Below are 16,222 nucleotides of genomic sequence, written 5' to 3' on the forward strand. Positions count from 1 at the left end.
ATCATCGCCGGATTCACAGGGCCCCTGCCTCCCTGCGGTCGCCCCCAAGCGGGCGCGGTGGGCGGGTGGTGGCCCGGCGTCCGCCGGTCCCCGGGCCTGCGCTCACCGTTTTGTTTGAACTGCCCGCATGACCTCCCGAATCGTTCACGGCGCCTGCCCCCACGACTGCCCCGACACCTGCGCGCTGGCGGTGCACGTGCAAGGGGAGCAGGTGATCAAGGTGCAAGGCCGCGCCGACCACCCCAACACCCACGGCGCGCTGTGCACCAAGGTCAGCCGCTACGCCGAGCGCACGCACCACCCCGAGCGGGTGCTGACGCCGCTCAAGCGCGTCTCCAAGAAGACCGAGCCGCCGCGCTTCGAGCCCATCGGCTGGGACGAGGCCGTGCGGGCGATCGCCACGAAGTTCAACGCCATCGAAGACAAGCAGGCCATCCAGCCCTACAGCTACGCCGGCACCATGGGCCTGCTGCAAGGCGGCAGCATGGCCGACCGCCTGTGGAACCGCCTGGGCGCCGCCCGCCTGGACCGCACCATCTGCGCCAGCGCCGGCGCCGCCGGCCTGACGGCCGCCTACGGGCACCGCATTGGCATGCACGTGCGGCACTTCGCCGACGCCAAGCTGATCCTGATCTGGGGCAGCAACAGCATCGCCAGCAACCTGCACTTCTGGACCTACGCCAACCAAGCCAAGCGCAAGGGCGCCAAGCTCGTCGCCATCGACCCCCGCCGCACCGAAACCGCCGACAAATGTCACCAGCACCTGGCCCTGCGCCCGGGCAGCGACGGCGCCTTGGCGCTGGCGCTGATGCACGAGTTGATCGTCAACGACTGGCTGGACCTGGACTACATCGAGCGCGCGGTCGAGGGCTTTGAGGGCCTGCGCGCCAAGGCGCTCGAATGGCCGCCCGAGCGTGCCGCGCCCGTGACCGGCCTGAGCGTGGACGAGATCCGCGGCCTGGCGAAGGACTACGCCCAGACCGCCCCGGCCGCCATCCGCCTGAACTACGGCATGCAGCGCGTGCACGGCGGGGGCAACGCGGTGCGCCTCATCGCCCTGCTGCCCTGCCTGACCGGCGCCTGGAAGCACCACGGCGGCGGCCTGCTGCTCAGCGCCTCGGGTTGGGCTGCGCCCTTCAAGAACAACGACGCGCTGGAGCGCCCCGACCTGCTGGCCGGCCGCCAGCCGCGCATGGTGAACATGAGCGCGATTGGCGACGCGCTGCTGCACCCCGGCTCGGCCGAGTTCGGCCCGCCCATCCAGGCCCTGGTGGTCTACAACAGCAACCCCGCGGCCGTGGCGCCCGAAAGCGCCAAGGTGGTGAAGGGCCTGCAGCGCGAGGACCTGTTCACCGTGGTGCTGGAGCACTTCATGACCGACACAGCCGACTTGGCCGACCTCGTGCTGCCGGCCACCACGCAGTTGGAGCACCTGGACGTGCACACCAGCTACGGGCACACCGACGTGCTGATCAACGAGCCGGCCATCCCGGCGCAAGGCCAGGCCAAGCCCAACACGCAGGTCTTTCGCGAGATCGCCGCCGCGCTGGGCTTCACCGACCCTTGCTTCGCCGAGGACGACGAGGCCCTGGCCCGCCAAGCGCTGACCGGCATCGACTTCGACGCCCTGCGCGCCCAAGGCTGGCTGCCCCTGCCCGTGCCCGAGCACCCGCTGGCCGATGGCGACTTCCCCACCCCCAGCGGCAAGGCCTGGGCCACGCACCCCACCCTGGGCGTGCCCGACTTCGTGCCCAACCACGAGTGCGCCGAGGTGGACCCCACCCTGGCCGCGCGCTACCCGCTGGCCATGATCAGCCCGCCGGCGCGCAACTTCCTGAACAGCAGCTTCGTCAACGTGAAGAGCCTGCGCGACATCGAGCGCGAGCCGGTGCTGGAGATGCACCCCGACGACGCCGCGGCCCGCGGCATCGCCGACGGCGCCATGGTGCGCGTGTTCAACGACCGCGGCGAGCAGTTGCTGCGCGCCGCCGTGAACGGCCGCGCGCGGCCCGGCGTGGTCAACGGCCTGGGCATCTGGTGGCGCAAGTTCGGGGTGGACGGCAAGAACGTCAACGAGCTGACGCACCAGCGCCTGACCGACCTGGGCGCCGCCGCCACCTTCTACGACTGCTTGGTCGAGGTCGCCCCCGCGTGATCCGCCGGGCCCTGCTGGCCTCCGCCGCGCTACCGGCCCTGGCGGGTTGCGCCGGCCTCGGCGAGTGGGCCTACCGGCTGCGGCAGTTCAACGGCCACGTCGAGCTGCTCAACCGCGCCCGCCCCGTGGACGCCTGGCTGGCCGACCCGGCCACGCCCGAGGTCACCCGCCAGGCGCTGCAGCTGGCCCTGCGCCTGCGCGCCTTCGCCGTGCGCGAGCTGGCCCTGCCCGACAACGCCAGCTACCAGCGCTACGCCGCCCTGCCGCCCGAGGCGCAAGGCCAGGTGGTCTGGAACGTGGTGGCCACGCCCGCCGCCAGCCTGCGGCCCCGCAGCTGGTGCGCCCCGGTCATGGGCTGCGTGGCCTACCGCGGCCACCACGAGCGCCGTCGCGCCGTGGACCAAGCCGACGCCCTGCGCGCCGAGGGCTGGGACGTGCACCTCTACGGCGTGCCCGCCTACTCCACCCTGGGCTGGAGCAATGCGCTGGGTGGCGACCCCTTGCTCAGCAGCTTCGTGCACTGGCGCGAGGACGACCTGGCCCGCTTGCTGTTCCACGAGATGGCCCACCAGCGGGCCTACGCCCCCGACGACACCGGCTTCAACGAGAGCTACGCCACCGCCGTGGAGCGCCTGGGCGTGGCCGCCTGGCAGCGCGCCCAAGGCCGCAGCAGCGAAGCCACCCCCGAGGACGCGGCCCGCGAGCAGCGGCGCGAGCGCTGGCGCGCCCTGGCCCTGGCGGCCCGTGCCGACCTGGCCGCGCTGTACGCGCAGGCCCCACCCGACTGGGCCGCGCGCAAGCGCCAGCGCTTTCAGCAATTGCACGACGAACTCGCCGCGCTGGCCGCCCGCGATGCGGGTTACTCGGGCTACCTGGCCTGGGCGCGGCAGGCGAACAATGCCCACCTTGCCTTGCTGTCGGCCTACCAATCCCAGGTGCCCGCCTTCGAGGCCCTGTTCCACCGGCTGGGCGGCCGCTGGCCGGACTTCCACGCCGAAGTCGCCCGCCTGGCCGCCCTGCCGTCATCGCAACGATCGTTCTGAGGTTTCCATGTCCCACATCCGCATCCACCGCGACCACCACCTCGGCCTGGCCAAAGCCCGCAAGATCGCCTGGGCCTGGGCCGAGCAGGTCGAAGCCGAGTTCGGCATGGAGTGCACCGTCATGGAGGGCGACGACAGCGACACCGTCGAGTTCACACGCAGTGGCGTGAAGGGCCAACTCGTGGTCACCGCCAGCACCTTCGAGCTCGACGCCAAGCTCGGCCTGCTGCTGGGCGCCCTGCGCGGCACCATCGAGTCGCACATCGAGAAAGAGCTCGACAAGCTGCTGGACAGCTCGAACAAGTCAACTCGAGCCAAACGCTGAGCAGTCCTCCAACGTAAACATTACTAGGTCTTCGAATTGAAATACAGGGAAAGTCAAAAAGACAAATCACTCCGGTCATGGTTTAACTCGGACATGACCAAAGGGTTGCTCCGAAGAATATCATTAACCACAGGTACTTTGAGGGGGTTATCAGCCTTCTCAATGACGATTGAATATCCCATTACCGCAATAGCAGGCAAAAACGGCGCCGGAAAATCAACATTCTTAGCGATGGCCGCGTGCGCCTTCCACGCCCCCGCATCTAGCTACAAATCGCCACGTCGCAAGAACGCCTATTACACCTTTTCCGACTTCTTCGTACAGCACCCTGCCGAGGTTCCACCGCAGGGACTCGAAATACATTACGACATCGCATATAACAATTGGCGAGCGACGCCCGATCTACCAAACGGAGTTGGAATTGGCACCCAATCTCGACACAAGTCAAAGGGGGGCAAGTGGAACGACTACGACACCAGGGTGAACAGAACGGTAGTGTTTATTGGCATTGAACGAATCGTTCCGCACAGCGAGCGCAGTCAATCAAAGTCATATTCTCGCGCGTTCAAAGACTCTCCCAAAAAGGGTTGGGAAGACAAGGTTATGGCGACTGTCGGCGCCATATTGGGAAAAAGCTATTCCGATTTCAGGTATGTTGAACACTCAAAGTACAACCTACCAATAGTCGCAGTGGGCCAGACCATCTATTCAGGCCTAAACATGGGAGCGGGAGAGAATGCGCTATTTGAAATCTTCTCTACGGCCTATTCCGCCGGAGAGGGAGCGCTTTTAATCATCGACGAGATTGAGTTAGGCCTACATGCTGAAGCACAGCGCAAGTTCGTCGAAAAGCTCAAGGACGTATCCCTTGAACTCAAGATACAAGTTATATGCACAACTCATTCCAAAGAAATTTTCGACTGCCTACCATCCGATTCGCGCTTCTACATGGAGTGCATCGGAAATAGGACTCGAATTACTCCAGAGGCCTCCTCAGATTTCGCATTTGCCAAGCTCAGCGGCAGCGAATCCTGCGACATGGATATTCTGGTAGAAGACACAATAGCAGAGTCAATCGTCCGCGCCGCATTACCGGCCTCGGCCAGGAGTCGAGTAAGGTTCGTAGTCGTAGGATCGGCTTCTGCACTTTCGAGGCAACTAGCTGCAGCTTACATTCGCAATCCAAGTGCACCAGTGCTTGCAGTATTTGATGGCGATCAAGCAAACAAGATGCAGGCGAATTTTGGTCATGCAAAGAGCATGGCAGAGCGAGTCGCCGCCGACTTTGAAGGCTGGTTCAAAGCACACTCTATTTGCCTACCAGGAAAAACATGGCCAGAAGCTTGGCTGCTTGCAGAAGCGCGCCAACTTGCAGATGTAATCGCACCGACATTCAAGACAGAAGAAGCCGACTTCATTGAATATCTTGAATATGCCCTACAGGCGGGGAAGCACAATGAATTTCACGAACTTGGTAAGCACCTCGGCCTGACGCCTGACGTTTGTCTGTCGCACATCTGTCAAAAAGTTTGCGAGTCACCTTCCGACCAAATACTTGAGCTGATCGAGATGACTGCAAATACTCTTCCGTAAGCAAGCTAGAAGCTTAGTGACCTACGCTTCGTATAGGTTGAAGTTGTCCCTGAAAGTGCATTAGCCACATTTGCCGATCTAGCTGACAGGTCTATGCTTTCCCAAAGAGCTGATATCGGCTCCGCAGTCCTGTTCTTCATCCAAACGGCCTCGACCCTGGGCTACGCGGTGCTGTACTCCACCTTGGTGCTGTACGCCACGCAGCACCTGGACTACCCCAGCGACAAGGCGGCGGCGGTGATGGGCGTGTTCGGCGCCTTCAACTACGGGCTGCACCTGTTCGGCGGCACGCTGGGCGGGCGCTGGATGAGCAACCGCAACCTCTTCGTGGGCGGCATGCTGTTGCAGGTGGCCGGTTGCGCGGCGCTGGCGCGGGGCGACGAAGCCGGCCTGTTGTGGGGCCTGGCGATGTTCTTGACGGGCAGCGGCCTGAACGTGACCTGCCTCAACATGATGCTGACGCAGCGCTTCGCGCCCGAGGACCCGAGGCGCGAGGGCGCGTTCTTGTGGAACTACGCCGGCATGAACGTGGGCTTCTTCATCGGCTTCACGGTGGCGGGGCACTACGAGCAGGCGCAGGCGTACTCGGCGCTGTTCAGCTTCGCCACCGTCGGCAATGCCGCGGCCATCGTGCTGGCCCTGGCCTTTTGGAAGACCCTGGCCGATCGCGACACGCCACTGATGCAGCAGCCCCCGGCGGGCTGGCGCTGGCGCTTCGCGGCGGCCAGCGCCGTGATGCTGGGCCTGGTGCCGGTGCTGTGGTGGGCCCTTCAGCGCCCGGGCGACACGGCCTGGGCCCTCAAGGGCTTTTGCGCGCTGGTGGCGCTGTGGGTGCTGCAGTTGACCTGGCGCCACCCGGTGCTCGCCGAGCGCCAGCGCATGAAGGCCTACGGCGTGCTGACCTTGGGCTCGCTGGTGTTCTGGTCGCTCTACCAAATGGCGCCCAGCGGCTTGCAACTCTTCGCCGTGGGCAACGTGGACCTGCAGCTGTGGGGCTGGCGCATCGCCCCGCAGTGGGTGCAAAACATCAACACGGTGGTGATCGTGGTGGGCGGGCCTTGGCTGGCTCACCTGTTCGCGCGCTGGCGGGCCAAGGGCTGGCCGGTGGACGTGCCGCAGCAGTTCGCCGCCTCGCTGTTTTTGATGGGCCTGGGCTTCTTGGCCCTGCCGCTGGGCATCCAGCTCGCGGGCGCCGACGGGCGCGTGGCCTTCGGATGGCTGGGTTTGAGCTACGTGCTGCAGTCCCTGGGCGAGCTGCTGATCTCGCCCGTGGGCTACGCCATGATCGGCCGCCTGGCCCCGAAGCAGCACCAGGGCCTCTTGATGGGCGCCTGGATGCTGGTGACCGGCCTGGCCTCGCTGTTCGCGGGCGACTTCTCAGGGGTGGTGGCCCAGCCGGCCGACGGCTCGCCCCTGACCAGCAACCCGGCCTACGCGCTGCTGTTCACGCAGCTGGGGGTGGGCAGCCTGCTGACCGGGGCCGTGATGCTGGCCCTGGTGCCGCGGCTGCGCCGCATGATCGGCTGAGGCCCCAAAAACAACGGCTCCCGAGGGAGCCGTTTCAGCGGGGCGACGCTGGACTTACTTCAGCGACTCGACCAGGTCGATGTACTGCTGCATCGCGTCCTTGGGGTCGGTGCCCTTGAGCTCGTCCCAGGCGCCCCACTTGGCGCGACCGACCATGTCCATCATGCCGGGCTTCTTGGTTTCGTTGTCGCCTTCGGTGCCCTGCTTGTAGAGCGCGTAGAGCTTGAGCAGGGTTTCGTTGTCCGGGCGCTCGGACAGCTTCTTGGAGTCGGCCACCGCGGCGTCGAATTTCTTCTGCAGGCTCATCGTGTCTCCTTCGGCAAACAGCCATTGAAAAAGGGGGTGGTGCGGGGGATGTTAGCGACAGAATCGGAGCCCCTTCGCCTCCTTCTTGCGCCCTGCCCATGACTGTGCTGCACGAACGCATGTCCCGCGTCGACACCGCCTGGCTGCGGATGGACACGCCCGAGAACCTGATGATGATCGTCGGGGTCTGGCTGCTGAGCCCGCGCATCGAGCTGGAAGCCCTGCGCGAACGGGTGAGCGAGCGCCTGCTGCAGTACCGCCGCTTCAAGCAGTGCGTGGTGGAAGACCCGATGGGCGCCCAGTGGGTGGACGCCCGCGACTTCGACCTGGCCGACCACGTGGTGGCCGTCGAGCTCGAGCCGCGCAAGGGGCAAAGCCGCATGGAGGCCCTGAAGGAGCACGTGGCCGCCCTGACGGCCGAGCCCTTGGACCCGCGCATGCCGCTGTGGCAAATCCAGCTGATCCAGGACGTGGACGGCCGCAGCGCGATGGTCTCGCGCATCCACCACTGCATCGCCGACGGCATCGCGCTGATCTCGGTCATGCTGTCGATCACCGACGGGGGCCTGCCGCCCCCGAAGCGCCGCAAGAAGGACCCCGAAGAGGAGCACGAGCTGGACTGGCTGGTGGACAGCCTGCTCAAGCCCGTGACCAACCTGACCGTGCAGGCCGTGAAGCTGACCAGCAAGGGCGTGGCCAAGGGCATGGACGCCTTGATGCTGCCCGAGCACCCCATGGACGGCACGATGCACATGGCCAAGATGGGCTTCCAGGCCATGAGCGACATCACGGCCTTTGCCATGATGCCCAACGACTCGCCGACGCGGCTCAAAGGCAAGCCGGCCATCGCCAAGCGCGTGGCCTGGAACGACGACCTGACCTTGGACCGCGTCAAGGTGGTGGGCAAGGCGCTGAGCGGTTCGGTGAACGACGTGCTGCTGAGTTGCGTGGCCGGCGCCATCGGCGACTACCTGCGCCACAAGGGCGACGACCCCACGGGCAAGGAGATCCGCGCCATGGTGCCGGTCAACCTGCGGCCCATGGACAAGGCCTACCAGCTGGGCAACCGCTTCGGCCTGGTGCCGCTGGTGCTGCCCATCGGCATCGACAACCCGGCCGAGCGCATGTACGCCGTGCGCGCCCGCATGCACGAGCTCAAGGGCAGCTTCCAGCCCATCATGGCCTTCGGCCTGCTGAGCGTGGCCGGCCTGCTGATCAAGCCCGTGCAGCACGCGATGCTGGGCCTGTTCGCCAAGAAGGCCACGGCGGTGATGACCAACGTGCCGGGCCCTCAGGTGCCGCTCAAGTTCTGCGGCAGCACCGTGGACAAGGTGATGTTCTGGGTGCCCCAGAGCGGCGACATCGGCATGGGCGTCAGCATCCTGACCTACGCCGGCAAGGTGCAGTTCGGCCTGATCACCGACGCCGGGCTGTGCCCCGACCCGCAGGCCATCGTCGACCGCCTGGGCCCCGAGTTCGACAAGCTGGAAACGCTGACCCTGATGCTGCCCTGGGGCGAGGACCAGCTCAACGCCCTGGCCTGAACGGCGCCGGTCGGCGCGGCGTCAGAGCACGTGGCTGCGGTCGCCGTGGGCAAAGCCCATGGCGTCCCACTCGACGCCGGCGGCGCCGAAGCCGATGACCTTGAAGATCTCGCCCATCTCGTGCTCGGTGATGAGCTTTTGGGCCATGGCGCGCTCTTTCAGCGACGCCGCCTGCAACAGGTCGGTCAGGCCGCAGTTCAGCAGGAAGTGCGCCTGCGTCGTGTAGCCCAGCACCGCCAAGCCGGCGTCCTGACCGGCCAGGGCGATGGTGGTGAAGTTGACGTGGGCGGTGATGTCCTTCTCGCCCACGGCCGTCAGCGGATCGGGGTCGGCCCGGTGCTGGTGGTGGCACATCAGGGTGCCCCCGATGCGCTGGGGGTGGTAGTACTCGCTGTCGCCAAAGCCGTAGTCGATGAGGAACATCGCCCCAGCCTCGAGCGCCGCCGCCAGCGTGCGGATCCAGGCTTTGGCGTGCGGGTGTACCTCGGTGACCGTGCCCGCCACCCAATGGCCGGAGTCGAAGGGCGGTCGGCGGTCGGTGGGGCGGTCGGCCCAGCCGAAGCCGGTCTCGGTCGGCACCACGCCGCGCTCCAGCCAATGCTGGCCGTCGAAGTGCAGCAGCTTCACGGGCATGGCATCCAAGACCTCGTTGCCGATGACCACGGCGGCCAGGCGCGACGGCAAGGCATCGACCCAGCGCACGCGCTCGCCGAAGCGCGCGAGGCGCTGCTGCTGCCGCTCGCGCAAGGTGGCCGACAGCTCGACGATGACGTACTGCGGCAGCGCGGGCCCGGCCAGGCTCAACGCGTCCAGCACCTGCTCGGCCAGCGCGCCGCTGCCGGCACCGAACTCCCACACCTCGTTCACGCCGGTCACGTCCAAGGCCTGCGCCACCTGCCGCGCCAGGGCGTGGCCGAACAGCGGGGACATCTCGGGCGCGGTGACGAAATCGCTGCCGCCATGCGGCCCCAGGCCGAACGTGGGGCGGCCGCTGGCGTAGTAGCCCAGGCCGGGGGCGTACAAGGCCAGGGCCATGAACTCGTCGAAGGGCAGCCAGCCGCCGGCCTGCGCGATGCGCGCGGTGATCTGCGCGGCCAGGGCGCTCGGGGGGCTCGTGCTCACGGCCGCTGGCGCTGCAGCGCCCATTGCACGAAGTCGCCCGCCGACAAGGCCGGCGCCACCAGCTCACCCTGCAGTTCCTGGCAGCCCCAGGCCTGCAGCAGCTGCCACTGCTCGCGCCGGCGCACGCCCTCGGCCCCGACGCGCAGGCCCAGGCCCTGGGCCATCTGCACGATGGCGCGTGTCACGGCCATGGCGCCTGGGTCGTGGGGCAGGCCGGCCACGAAGCTCTGGTCGATCTTCAGCTTGTCCAGCGGCAACTGGGTCAGGTGGGCCAGCGCGGTGTGGCCGGTGCCGAAGTCGTCCACGGCGATGGACACGCCCAGGCGGCGCAGGTCGTGCAAGGTGGCGGTGGCGCTGCGCACGTCGTCCATCAGCATGCGCTCGGTCAGCTCCAGCTGCAGCCAGCCCGCGGGGATGCCGACCTCGTCGATCACCTGCGCGACGGTGTCGGCGAAACCGTCGATGCGGAACTGCAAGTGCGACAGGTTCACGGCCACCGGCACCTGGGGCACGCCGGCCTCGTGCCAGGCCTGGGCCTGCAGGGCCGCCTGCCGCAAAACCCACTGGCTCAACGGCACCATCAGCGGGTGGCGCTCGGCCACGGCGATGAAGCTGTCGGGCGTGAGCAGGCCCCGCTCGGGGTGGCGCCAGCGGATCAGGGCCTCGGCACCGACGAGCGCGCCGTGCACCGGCTCGACCTGGGGCTGGAAGAAGAGCTCGAACTCGCCCCGGGCCAGCGCGTCACGCAGTTGGCTCTCGATGACCAGGTCGGCGTAGGCCGACTGGGCCATCTCCGGCCGGAAGAACTGGAACTGCTTGTCGCCCCGGGCCTTGGCCTCGTACATCGCCGTGTCGGCGTGCTGCAGCAGGGCGTCGGCGTTGTCGCCGTGCTCGGGGTACAGCGCGATGCCGATCGAGGGCGTGACCGACAGCGAGCGGCCGTGCGCTTCCACCGGCACCTCCACCACGCGCAGCACGGCCTGCACCACGGCCAGCACGTCGTCGCGCTGGTGCAGGGTGTCGAGCAGCACGACGAACTCGTCGCCGCCGAAGCGGGCCACGTGGTCGCCCGCGCGCAGGCAGGTGCGCAGGCGCTCGGCCACGGTGACGAGCACGCGGTCGCCTTCCAGGTGGCCCAAGGAATCGTTGACCCGCTTGAAGTTGTTCAGGTCGATGAAGAGCAGGGCGAGCTGGTCGTCGCTGCGGCGCGCGCGCTGCAGGCTGCCCTGCAGGCGCTCCATGAAGGCGACGCGGTTCATCAAGCCGGTCAGGGCGTCGTGGTGCGCCAGGTGGTGGATGCGCGCCTGCGCCGCCAAACGGTCGCGGATGTCGCGCACGATGTTCATGCGCAAGGTGGTGCCGTCGCGCTGCAGCGTGCGCGCGATGAGCTCCACCGGGATGATGTGGCCGTCGCGGTGGACGATGGCGCTGTCGTAGCGCAGCTCTTGGCCCTGGCGCATCACGGCCTCGACGCGCGCGCGCTCCCCCGGCGCCACGAAATCCAGCACGAAGCGGCCGACCAGCTCGTCGCGGCTGTGGCCGATGAGGGCGCACAGCGGCGGGTTGGCGTCGGTGATGCTGCCTTGGTGGTGGAAGACGATGCCCTCCACCGTGGCGTGCAGGAACTTCTCCAGGCGCGACTCGCTCTCGCGCAGCGCCTGCTCGGCGCGCCGGTGCTTGCTGATGTCGGAGATCAGCACGAAGGCGGCCACGGTGCGCCCCTGCTCGTCCAGGTGCGGCAACAGGTTCACCTCCAACCACTGGAGCTCGCCGTTGGGGCGGGTCACGGTGCGCTCGTAGGTGGCGGCGCGGCCCTCCTCGTTCACCCGCTGCACCGCCGGCTCGATCTGCGCCGCGGCCTCGGGGCCGATGATTTCGGCGAAGGTCTTGCCGATCGCGGTTTCTGGCGTCAGGCCGAAGGTTTCGGCGTAGAGCCGGTTCGCGTACAGGCAGCGGTTGGTGCCGGCCTCAAACTGGGCGATGAGCACGGGCACGTTGTCGCCCAGCAAGCGAAAGCGGGCCGCCTCCTCCAAGGCCTGGCGGTGGGGGTCGCTGAGCGCGGGGACGCGGTCGCTCACGGCAGGGCGTCGAAGGTGTCCATCGCCAGGCACAGGTCTTCCCAGGCCTTGAGCTTGTCCTGCGGCTGGCGCAGCAGGTAGGACGGGTGGTAGGTCACGATGGCCGGTCGGCCGTCGGCCAGGCGGTGCACGCGGCCGCGCAGCTTGCCCAGGGCCTCGTCGGTGCCCAACAGGCTCTGCGCCGCCATGCGGCCGAACAGCAGCACCAGCTTCGGGTTGACGAGCTCGATCTGGCGCAACAAGAAGGGCTGGCACGCGGCCATCTCGGCCGGCTCGGGGTTGCGGTTGCGCGGCGGCCGGCACTTGACGGTGTTGGCGATGAAGACCTGCCGCGCCGGCTCGGGCGCGGCGCGGTGCAGGTTCATCGCGGCCAGCATGGCGTCCAGCAACTGGCCGGCGGGACCGACGAAGGGCTCGCCCTGGCGGTCTTCCTGCTCGCCGGGCGCCTCGCCCACGACCATCCAGCCCGCCGGCATGGCCCCAACCCCGGGGACGGTTTGCTGCCGGCCCTCGCACAGGGCGCAGGCGCGGCAGTCGCGGATGGCCTGCACCAGGGCGGGGGCGTCCAGGGCCAAGGGTACGACCGGGGCCGATGCCCTTTCGACGGCGGGTGCGGGTGCGGGTGGGAGTGCCGGCGCGTGGGCAAGGACAGGGGGGGGCGCCGTCGGCGTGGCGGCTTCGGGCGCGGCCCGGCGAGGCACGCCGGCCGGGGCCGGCGCGGCCGTGGTCACGGCGGGCGACGGGACGAGCGCATCCGGCATGGCCGCTGGCTCCCCGGTCTTGGCCGGCCACCAAGCGCGCACGCCCAGGGCCTCCAGCAGCGCGTGCTGGCGGGCGGTCCAACGGGGGTTGGCACTCACAGGGCGGGCTCCTTCAACAGCCGGCGCATCAGGCGGGCGTCCTCGCGCTGTTGGGCGTTGAGCGGGTAGTAGCCGCGGCGCAGGCCCATGGGCTCGAAGCCTTCCCGCGCGTACAGGGCCTGGGCGCGGGTGTTGCTCACGCGCACCTCCAGCCACAGCTGCGCGCTGTCGCGTTCCTGCGCCACGGCCACCATGTGCTGCAAGGCCACGCGGCCCCAGCCTTGGCCCCAGCGATCGCGGGCCACGGCCAGGTTGAGCAGGTGGAACTCGTCCAGCACCGCCATGGCCACCCAGTAGGCCACAGGCTGCTCGCCGTCCGAGCCCACCCAACCGAGGTGACCGGCCGCCAGCGAATCGATGAAGTTGCCGCGGGTCCAGGGGTGGCTGTAGACCTGCTGCTCGATGGGCAGGATGCGCTCGACCTCGGCCACCGTCATCGGCGTCCACTGCAGGGCCGGGGCGCTGGGGCGCAGCACGGCGTTCACGGCGCCTCCGCGGCCGGCTGGGCCTGCGCGCGAGCCTGCTCGCGCTCGGCCGTGGTTTGCGCGACCTTGTCGCGCACGTACAGGGGCAGCGCATCGGCGGCGTCCAGCCAGCGCCCGGACCTCGCCGCGGCGATGGCCAAGCGCCCCAGGGCCTGGGCACGGTGGGCTTGCTGCGGCCAGGTGCGCGCGCCCGGCGGCGGGGTCAGCAGCGCCAGGCCGTTGCCGGCCCAATCGCTGCCATCGTCGGTTTCGCCGACCAAGGCCTCGGGGCGGTCGAGCCCCGGCGCGCGCACCACCGTCCAGCCTGCGTCGCAGCGGGCGTAGCGTGCGTGGTACAGCTCGCCCATGCGGGCGTCGACGACGACCGTGCACGCGCGCAGGCTGCCCTGGGACTGGGCCCAGGCGTCTTCGGCCACCAGGCACAGGCTGTCCACGGCCATCACCGGCCGGTCCAGGCCCAAGGCCAAGCCCTGGGCCACGGCGCAGGCGGTGCGCAGGCCGGTGAAAGCCCCCGGCCCTTGGCCGAAGGCCACGCCCTGCAGGTCGCGCCAGGTCCACCCCAAAGCGTCCAGCATGGCCTGCGCCGTGGGCAACAGGGTGTCGGACGACTGGGCGCCGCCGGGGGACTCGCGCGCCTCGCGCACGGCGTCGCCCTCGGTCAGCGCCAGGCTGAGCGTGTCGCCCGCGCAGTCCATCGCCAGCAGGCGGGTGGACGCGGTGAACGGGGCGAACGGGGGCGGCATCGGCATGGGCGCAGTTTAGGTGGCACCCCCTCTAGGATGGCGCCATGAAACGTCGTGACACCTTGTCGCTCGCGCTGGCCTGGGCGAGCGCCAGCGCCTGGGGCCAGGTGCCCAGCGCCGTCCTGCCCGACGCGGTTCAACAGGCGCTGCGCCAAGCGCAGCTGCCCGCCAGCGCCCTGGCCCTGTGGTGCGCCCCGGTGCAAGGGGGCGAGCCGCGCCTGGCGTGGCGCGCCCAGGCCCCGCACAACCCCGCCTCCTTGGCCAAGCTGGCCACCACCTGGATGGCCTTGACGCAGCTCGGCCCCGGCTGGCGCTGGCGCACCCCGGTCTGGTTGGACGGGCGCGTGGACGCGGCGCGTGGCGTGCTGAAGGGCGACTTGGTGATTCAAGGCCGCGGCGACCCCAGCCTGGTGCTGGAGCGCCTGTGGTTGCTGCTGCGCCGCGTGCAGCAACTGGGCGTGCGCGAGATCGACGGCGACCTCGTGCTGGACAGCAGCGCCTTCGCGCCCGAACCGCAGTCGCCCGCCGACTTCGACGGCGAGGCCTGGAGTCCGGGCAATGTGCAGCCCGACGCACTCCTGCTGAACTTCAAGTCGCACACCTTGGCCATCCGCCCCGACGCCGAAGCCGGCGTGGCCTGGGTGCGCGCCGACACGGGCCTGCCGCCCTTGCTCCAAGTGCCGCTGCGCCCGGGGCCCTGCCGCGACCCGCGCGGGGCCCTGCGCGCCAACTGGGTCGAATCGCCCGGGCAGCCGGCCCCCCTGCACCTGGCCGGAAGCCTGCCTGCCGCATGCGGGCCGCAGCAGTGGCCGCTGGCCGATGCCGACCCAGCGACCTACAACGCGCGCTTGCTGGCCCAGGTGTGGCGCGAGTTGGGCGGGCAGTGGCGCGGCCAGGTGCGCTCGGGCCCTGCCCCCACCACGCCGCCCAGCTTCGAATGGAGCTCGCCGGCGCTGGCCGAGGTCGTGCGCGACATCAACAAGCACAGCAACAACCTGATGGCCGAGCAGTTGGCCTTGACCCTGGCCTGGGAAGCGGGCGACCGACCGGCCACCCGCGCCGCCGCCCGCCAACGCCTGGCCGCCTGGCTGCAAGCGCGCCTGGGCTGGGCCGAGGGCAGCTTCGTGCTGGACAACGGGTCGGGCCTGTCGCGGCAGGCCCAGCTCAGCGCGGCCCAACTGGGGCAGCTGCTGCAGGCCGCCTGGCAAAGCCCCGTGATGCCGGAGTTCGCCGCCTCCTTGCCCTTGGCGGGCGTGGACGGCACCTTGTCGCGCGACCCCACGCGCTTCGGCGGCGCGCAGGCGCGCGCCCACCTCAAAACCGGCTCGCTGCGCGACGTGGCGGCGGTGGCCGGCTACGTGCAGGCCCAGGACGGGCAACGCTGGGCCTTGGTGGCGATGCTGCAGCACCCGCAAGCGCGCAGCGGCCGCGGCGTGCTCGACGCCGCGGTGCGCTGGGCCGCCGGCGCTTAGAAGGGGTTGTTGACCGCGCGGGTCAGGGCCAACTGACCCAGCAGGGCCTGGCCCCGGGGCGACAGGCGCTGTGCATCGGCCCACAGCCAGGTGTTGGCGTTCGCGTCGGCCACCAGGGTGCTGGTGGTGCAGTTCGGCAGGGGCGTGGCGCAGGCCGCGGCCGTCACGTTCGCCAGCGACTGCAGGCTGGGGAAGCGAACGACCTGCGAGATCGACTCGTCCAAAAGCACCAGGCCGATGAGGCGACCGTCGTTCAGCAGGTCCAGGCGCATGGCCGTGTTGAAGGTTTCGGTCAGGCGCGTCAGCAGCGCGGCCCGGTCGGTGTCGGTGTTGGCCGCTTTCTGGGCCAGGCCGTAGGGCGTCAGGCCCAGGTCGGCGATGGTCGACACCACGATGCGGCCGTTGGCGTTGGCCAAGCGGTTGACCTGGGCGGCCAGGGCCCGCGCGCGCACGGTCAATTGGTCCTTGATCTGGGCCTCGGTCAGCGCGGGGTACTGCTGGTACAGCTCCACCACGTCGTTGCTGCCGGCCATGATGGTGATCAGGTCCTTCGGCCCCACCGTGCCGCTGGCGAGGTGCTGGTCGACCTGGGTCTTGATGTCGGCCACCTTCGCACCCAGGGTCGCGTACTGGAACGCGGTGACCGTCTTCGCTTCCGGGTTGCAAGCGGCCATCACCAGGCCAAAGTTGTTGGCCAGGGTTTGCGTCCACACCGGCGAGGCGGCGCAGTCCAGGGTCGCGGGGGCGATGATGGTGCCGTCGGTGGCGTTGCGCTTGAAGTCGCTGATGCCGTAGCGACGGCCGTCGGGTAGGACCAAGCTGGACTCGTCGCCAAAGGACAGCAGGCGCGTGGGCTTGAAGGGCTCGACCTGACCGCCTCCGCCACCGCAAGCGACCAACAGGGCGGTCAGGGAGGTGGCCAGCAGGCCCAGGCGCCAGCGCGCAGCGTTCATCACAGGATCTCCAACA

The 16,222-nt window shown here is 68.9% G+C and carries 14 protein-coding genes; 7 read left to right on the plus strand and 7 right to left on the minus strand.

Going from position 1 to position 16,222, the window contains the following annotated elements; translation table 11 throughout:
• Positions 1–127 precede the first annotated feature (127 nt).
• The 5 genes from EOD73_RS11320 (at position 128) to EOD73_RS11340 (ending at position 6,643) form a co-directional block, all read left to right on the plus strand.
• Positions 128–2,155 (plus strand): molybdopterin-containing oxidoreductase family protein, encoded by a 2,028-nt coding sequence (locus tag EOD73_RS11320; protein WP_127683120.1) that lies wholly within the window; start codon positions 128–130, stop codon positions 2,153–2,155.
• Entirely contained in the window at positions 2,152–3,198 is a 1,047-nt protein-coding gene (locus EOD73_RS11325) for an aminopeptidase (protein WP_127683121.1), read from the plus strand. Before EOD73_RS11320 ends, EOD73_RS11325 begins: the two co-directional genes overlap by 4 nt.
• A 7-nt stretch (positions 3,199–3,205) precedes the next feature.
• Positions 3,206–3,523, plus strand: coding sequence for a polyhydroxyalkanoic acid system family protein (locus tag EOD73_RS11330; RefSeq protein ID WP_127683122.1), 318 nt, complete (start codon positions 3,206–3,208; stop codon positions 3,521–3,523).
• A gap of 93 nt (positions 3,524–3,616) precedes the next feature.
• Positions 3,617–5,116, plus strand: a complete 1,500-nt coding sequence (locus EOD73_RS11335) for an ATP-dependent nuclease (protein ID WP_127683123.1) — start codon at positions 3,617–3,619, stop codon at positions 5,114–5,116.
• A 93-nt stretch (positions 5,117–5,209) separates the two neighbouring features.
• Entirely contained in the window at positions 5,210–6,643 is a 1,434-nt protein-coding gene (locus EOD73_RS11340) for a peptide MFS transporter (protein ID WP_127683124.1), read from the plus strand.
• 54 nt (positions 6,644–6,697) lie between these two features.
• Here EOD73_RS11340 and EOD73_RS11345 read toward each other — a convergent pair whose 3' ends face one another.
• The gene (locus EOD73_RS11345; RefSeq protein WP_127683125.1) at positions 6,698–6,949 is read right to left on the minus strand and encodes an acyl-CoA-binding protein; all 252 of its coding nucleotides are present in this window, start codon (positions 6,947–6,949) and stop codon (positions 6,698–6,700) included.
• Positions 6,950–7,047: 98 nt separating this feature from the next.
• Here EOD73_RS11345 and EOD73_RS11350 point away from each other — a divergent pair, with 98 nt between their 5' ends.
• Positions 7,048–8,493, plus strand: a complete 1,446-nt coding sequence (locus EOD73_RS11350) for a wax ester/triacylglycerol synthase family O-acyltransferase (RefSeq protein ID WP_240660691.1) — start codon at positions 7,048–7,050, stop codon at positions 8,491–8,493.
• A 21-nt stretch (positions 8,494–8,514) separates the two neighbouring features.
• Here the strand turns inward: EOD73_RS11350 and EOD73_RS11355 are convergent, their stop codons facing one another.
• Genes EOD73_RS11355 through tsaB form a run of 5 tightly spaced genes read right to left on the minus strand, consistent with a single transcriptional unit; the run spans position 8,515 to position 13,787 of the window.
• Complete coding sequence (locus tag EOD73_RS11355) at positions 8,515–9,639, minus strand: class I SAM-dependent methyltransferase (RefSeq protein WP_127683126.1); 1,125 nt, start codon at positions 9,637–9,639, stop codon at positions 8,515–8,517.
• A complete protein-coding gene (locus EOD73_RS11360; protein ID WP_164846044.1) occupies positions 9,612–11,693 on the minus strand; it encodes a putative bifunctional diguanylate cyclase/phosphodiesterase in 2,082 nt (693 codons plus the stop codon). The genes EOD73_RS11355 and EOD73_RS11360 overlap by 28 nt, the downstream gene beginning before the upstream one ends.
• Positions 11,690–12,553, minus strand: a complete 864-nt coding sequence (locus EOD73_RS11365; RefSeq protein WP_240660693.1) for a uracil-DNA glycosylase — start codon at positions 12,551–12,553, stop codon at positions 11,690–11,692. Before EOD73_RS11365 ends, EOD73_RS11360 begins: the two co-directional genes overlap by 4 nt.
• Positions 12,550–13,038, minus strand: coding sequence for a ribosomal protein S18-alanine N-acetyltransferase (rimI, locus tag EOD73_RS11370; protein WP_240660694.1), 489 nt, complete (start codon positions 13,036–13,038; stop codon positions 12,550–12,552). Before rimI ends, EOD73_RS11365 begins: the two co-directional genes overlap by 4 nt.
• Complete coding sequence (gene tsaB, locus EOD73_RS11375) at positions 13,035–13,787, minus strand: tRNA (adenosine(37)-N6)-threonylcarbamoyltransferase complex dimerization subunit type 1 TsaB (protein ID WP_240660695.1); 753 nt, start codon at positions 13,785–13,787, stop codon at positions 13,035–13,037. Before tsaB ends, rimI begins: the two co-directional genes overlap by 4 nt.
• Before the next feature lie 38 nt (positions 13,788–13,825).
• On the opposite strand from tsaB, the gene dacB reads away from it, so the two are divergent.
• Positions 13,826–15,253 carry a D-alanyl-D-alanine carboxypeptidase/D-alanyl-D-alanine endopeptidase gene (gene dacB / locus EOD73_RS11380; RefSeq protein ID WP_127683128.1) on the plus strand — a complete coding sequence of 476 codons (1,428 nt, stop codon included), beginning with the start codon at positions 13,826–13,828 and terminating at the stop codon, positions 15,251–15,253.
• On the opposite strand, the gene EOD73_RS11385 is transcribed toward dacB, so the two are convergent.
• Positions 15,250–16,206 (minus strand): SGNH/GDSL hydrolase family protein, encoded by a 957-nt coding sequence (locus tag EOD73_RS11385; RefSeq protein ID WP_127683129.1) that lies wholly within the window; start codon positions 16,204–16,206, stop codon positions 15,250–15,252. The two genes, dacB and EOD73_RS11385, sit on opposite strands and share 4 nt — an antisense overlap.
• Between the last annotated feature and the right edge of the window lie 16 nt (positions 16,207–16,222).

The organism is Inhella crocodyli (assembly GCF_004004565.1).
In the GTDB taxonomy this organism is placed as follows: Bacteria; Pseudomonadota; Gammaproteobacteria; order Burkholderiales; family Burkholderiaceae_C; genus Inhella; species Inhella crocodyli.

Bases quoted from the DNA above. Each gene is read 5' to 3' on its own strand.
- EOD73_RS11350 (WP_240660691.1), top strand. From the start codon at position 7,048: ATGACTGTGCTGCACGAACGCATGTCCCGCGTCGACACCGCCTGGCTG.
- EOD73_RS11345 (WP_127683125.1), bottom strand. From the start codon at position 6,949: ATGAGCCTGCAGAAGAAATTCGACGCCGCGGTGGCCGACTCCAAGAAG.
- dacB (WP_127683128.1), top strand. From the start codon at position 13,826: ATGAAACGTCGTGACACCTTGTCGCTCGCGCTGGCCTGGGCGAGCGCC.
- EOD73_RS11340 (WP_127683124.1), top strand. From the start codon at position 5,210: ATGCTTTCCCAAAGAGCTGATATCGGCTCCGCAGTCCTGTTCTTCATC.
- tsaB (WP_240660695.1), bottom strand. From the start codon at position 13,787: ATGCCGATGCCGCCCCCGTTCGCCCCGTTCACCGCGTCCACCCGCCTG.
- EOD73_RS11335 (WP_127683123.1), top strand. From the start codon at position 3,617: ATGACCAAAGGGTTGCTCCGAAGAATATCATTAACCACAGGTACTTTG.
- EOD73_RS11385 (WP_127683129.1), bottom strand. From the start codon at position 16,206: ATGAACGCTGCGCGCTGGCGCCTGGGCCTGCTGGCCACCTCCCTGACC.
- EOD73_RS11330 (WP_127683122.1), top strand. From the start codon at position 3,206: ATGTCCCACATCCGCATCCACCGCGACCACCACCTCGGCCTGGCCAAA.
- EOD73_RS11355 (WP_127683126.1), bottom strand. From the start codon at position 9,639: ATGGGCGCTGCAGCGCCAGCGGCCGTGAGCACGAGCCCCCCGAGCGCC.
- EOD73_RS11320 (WP_127683120.1), top strand. From the start codon at position 128: ATGACCTCCCGAATCGTTCACGGCGCCTGCCCCCACGACTGCCCCGAC.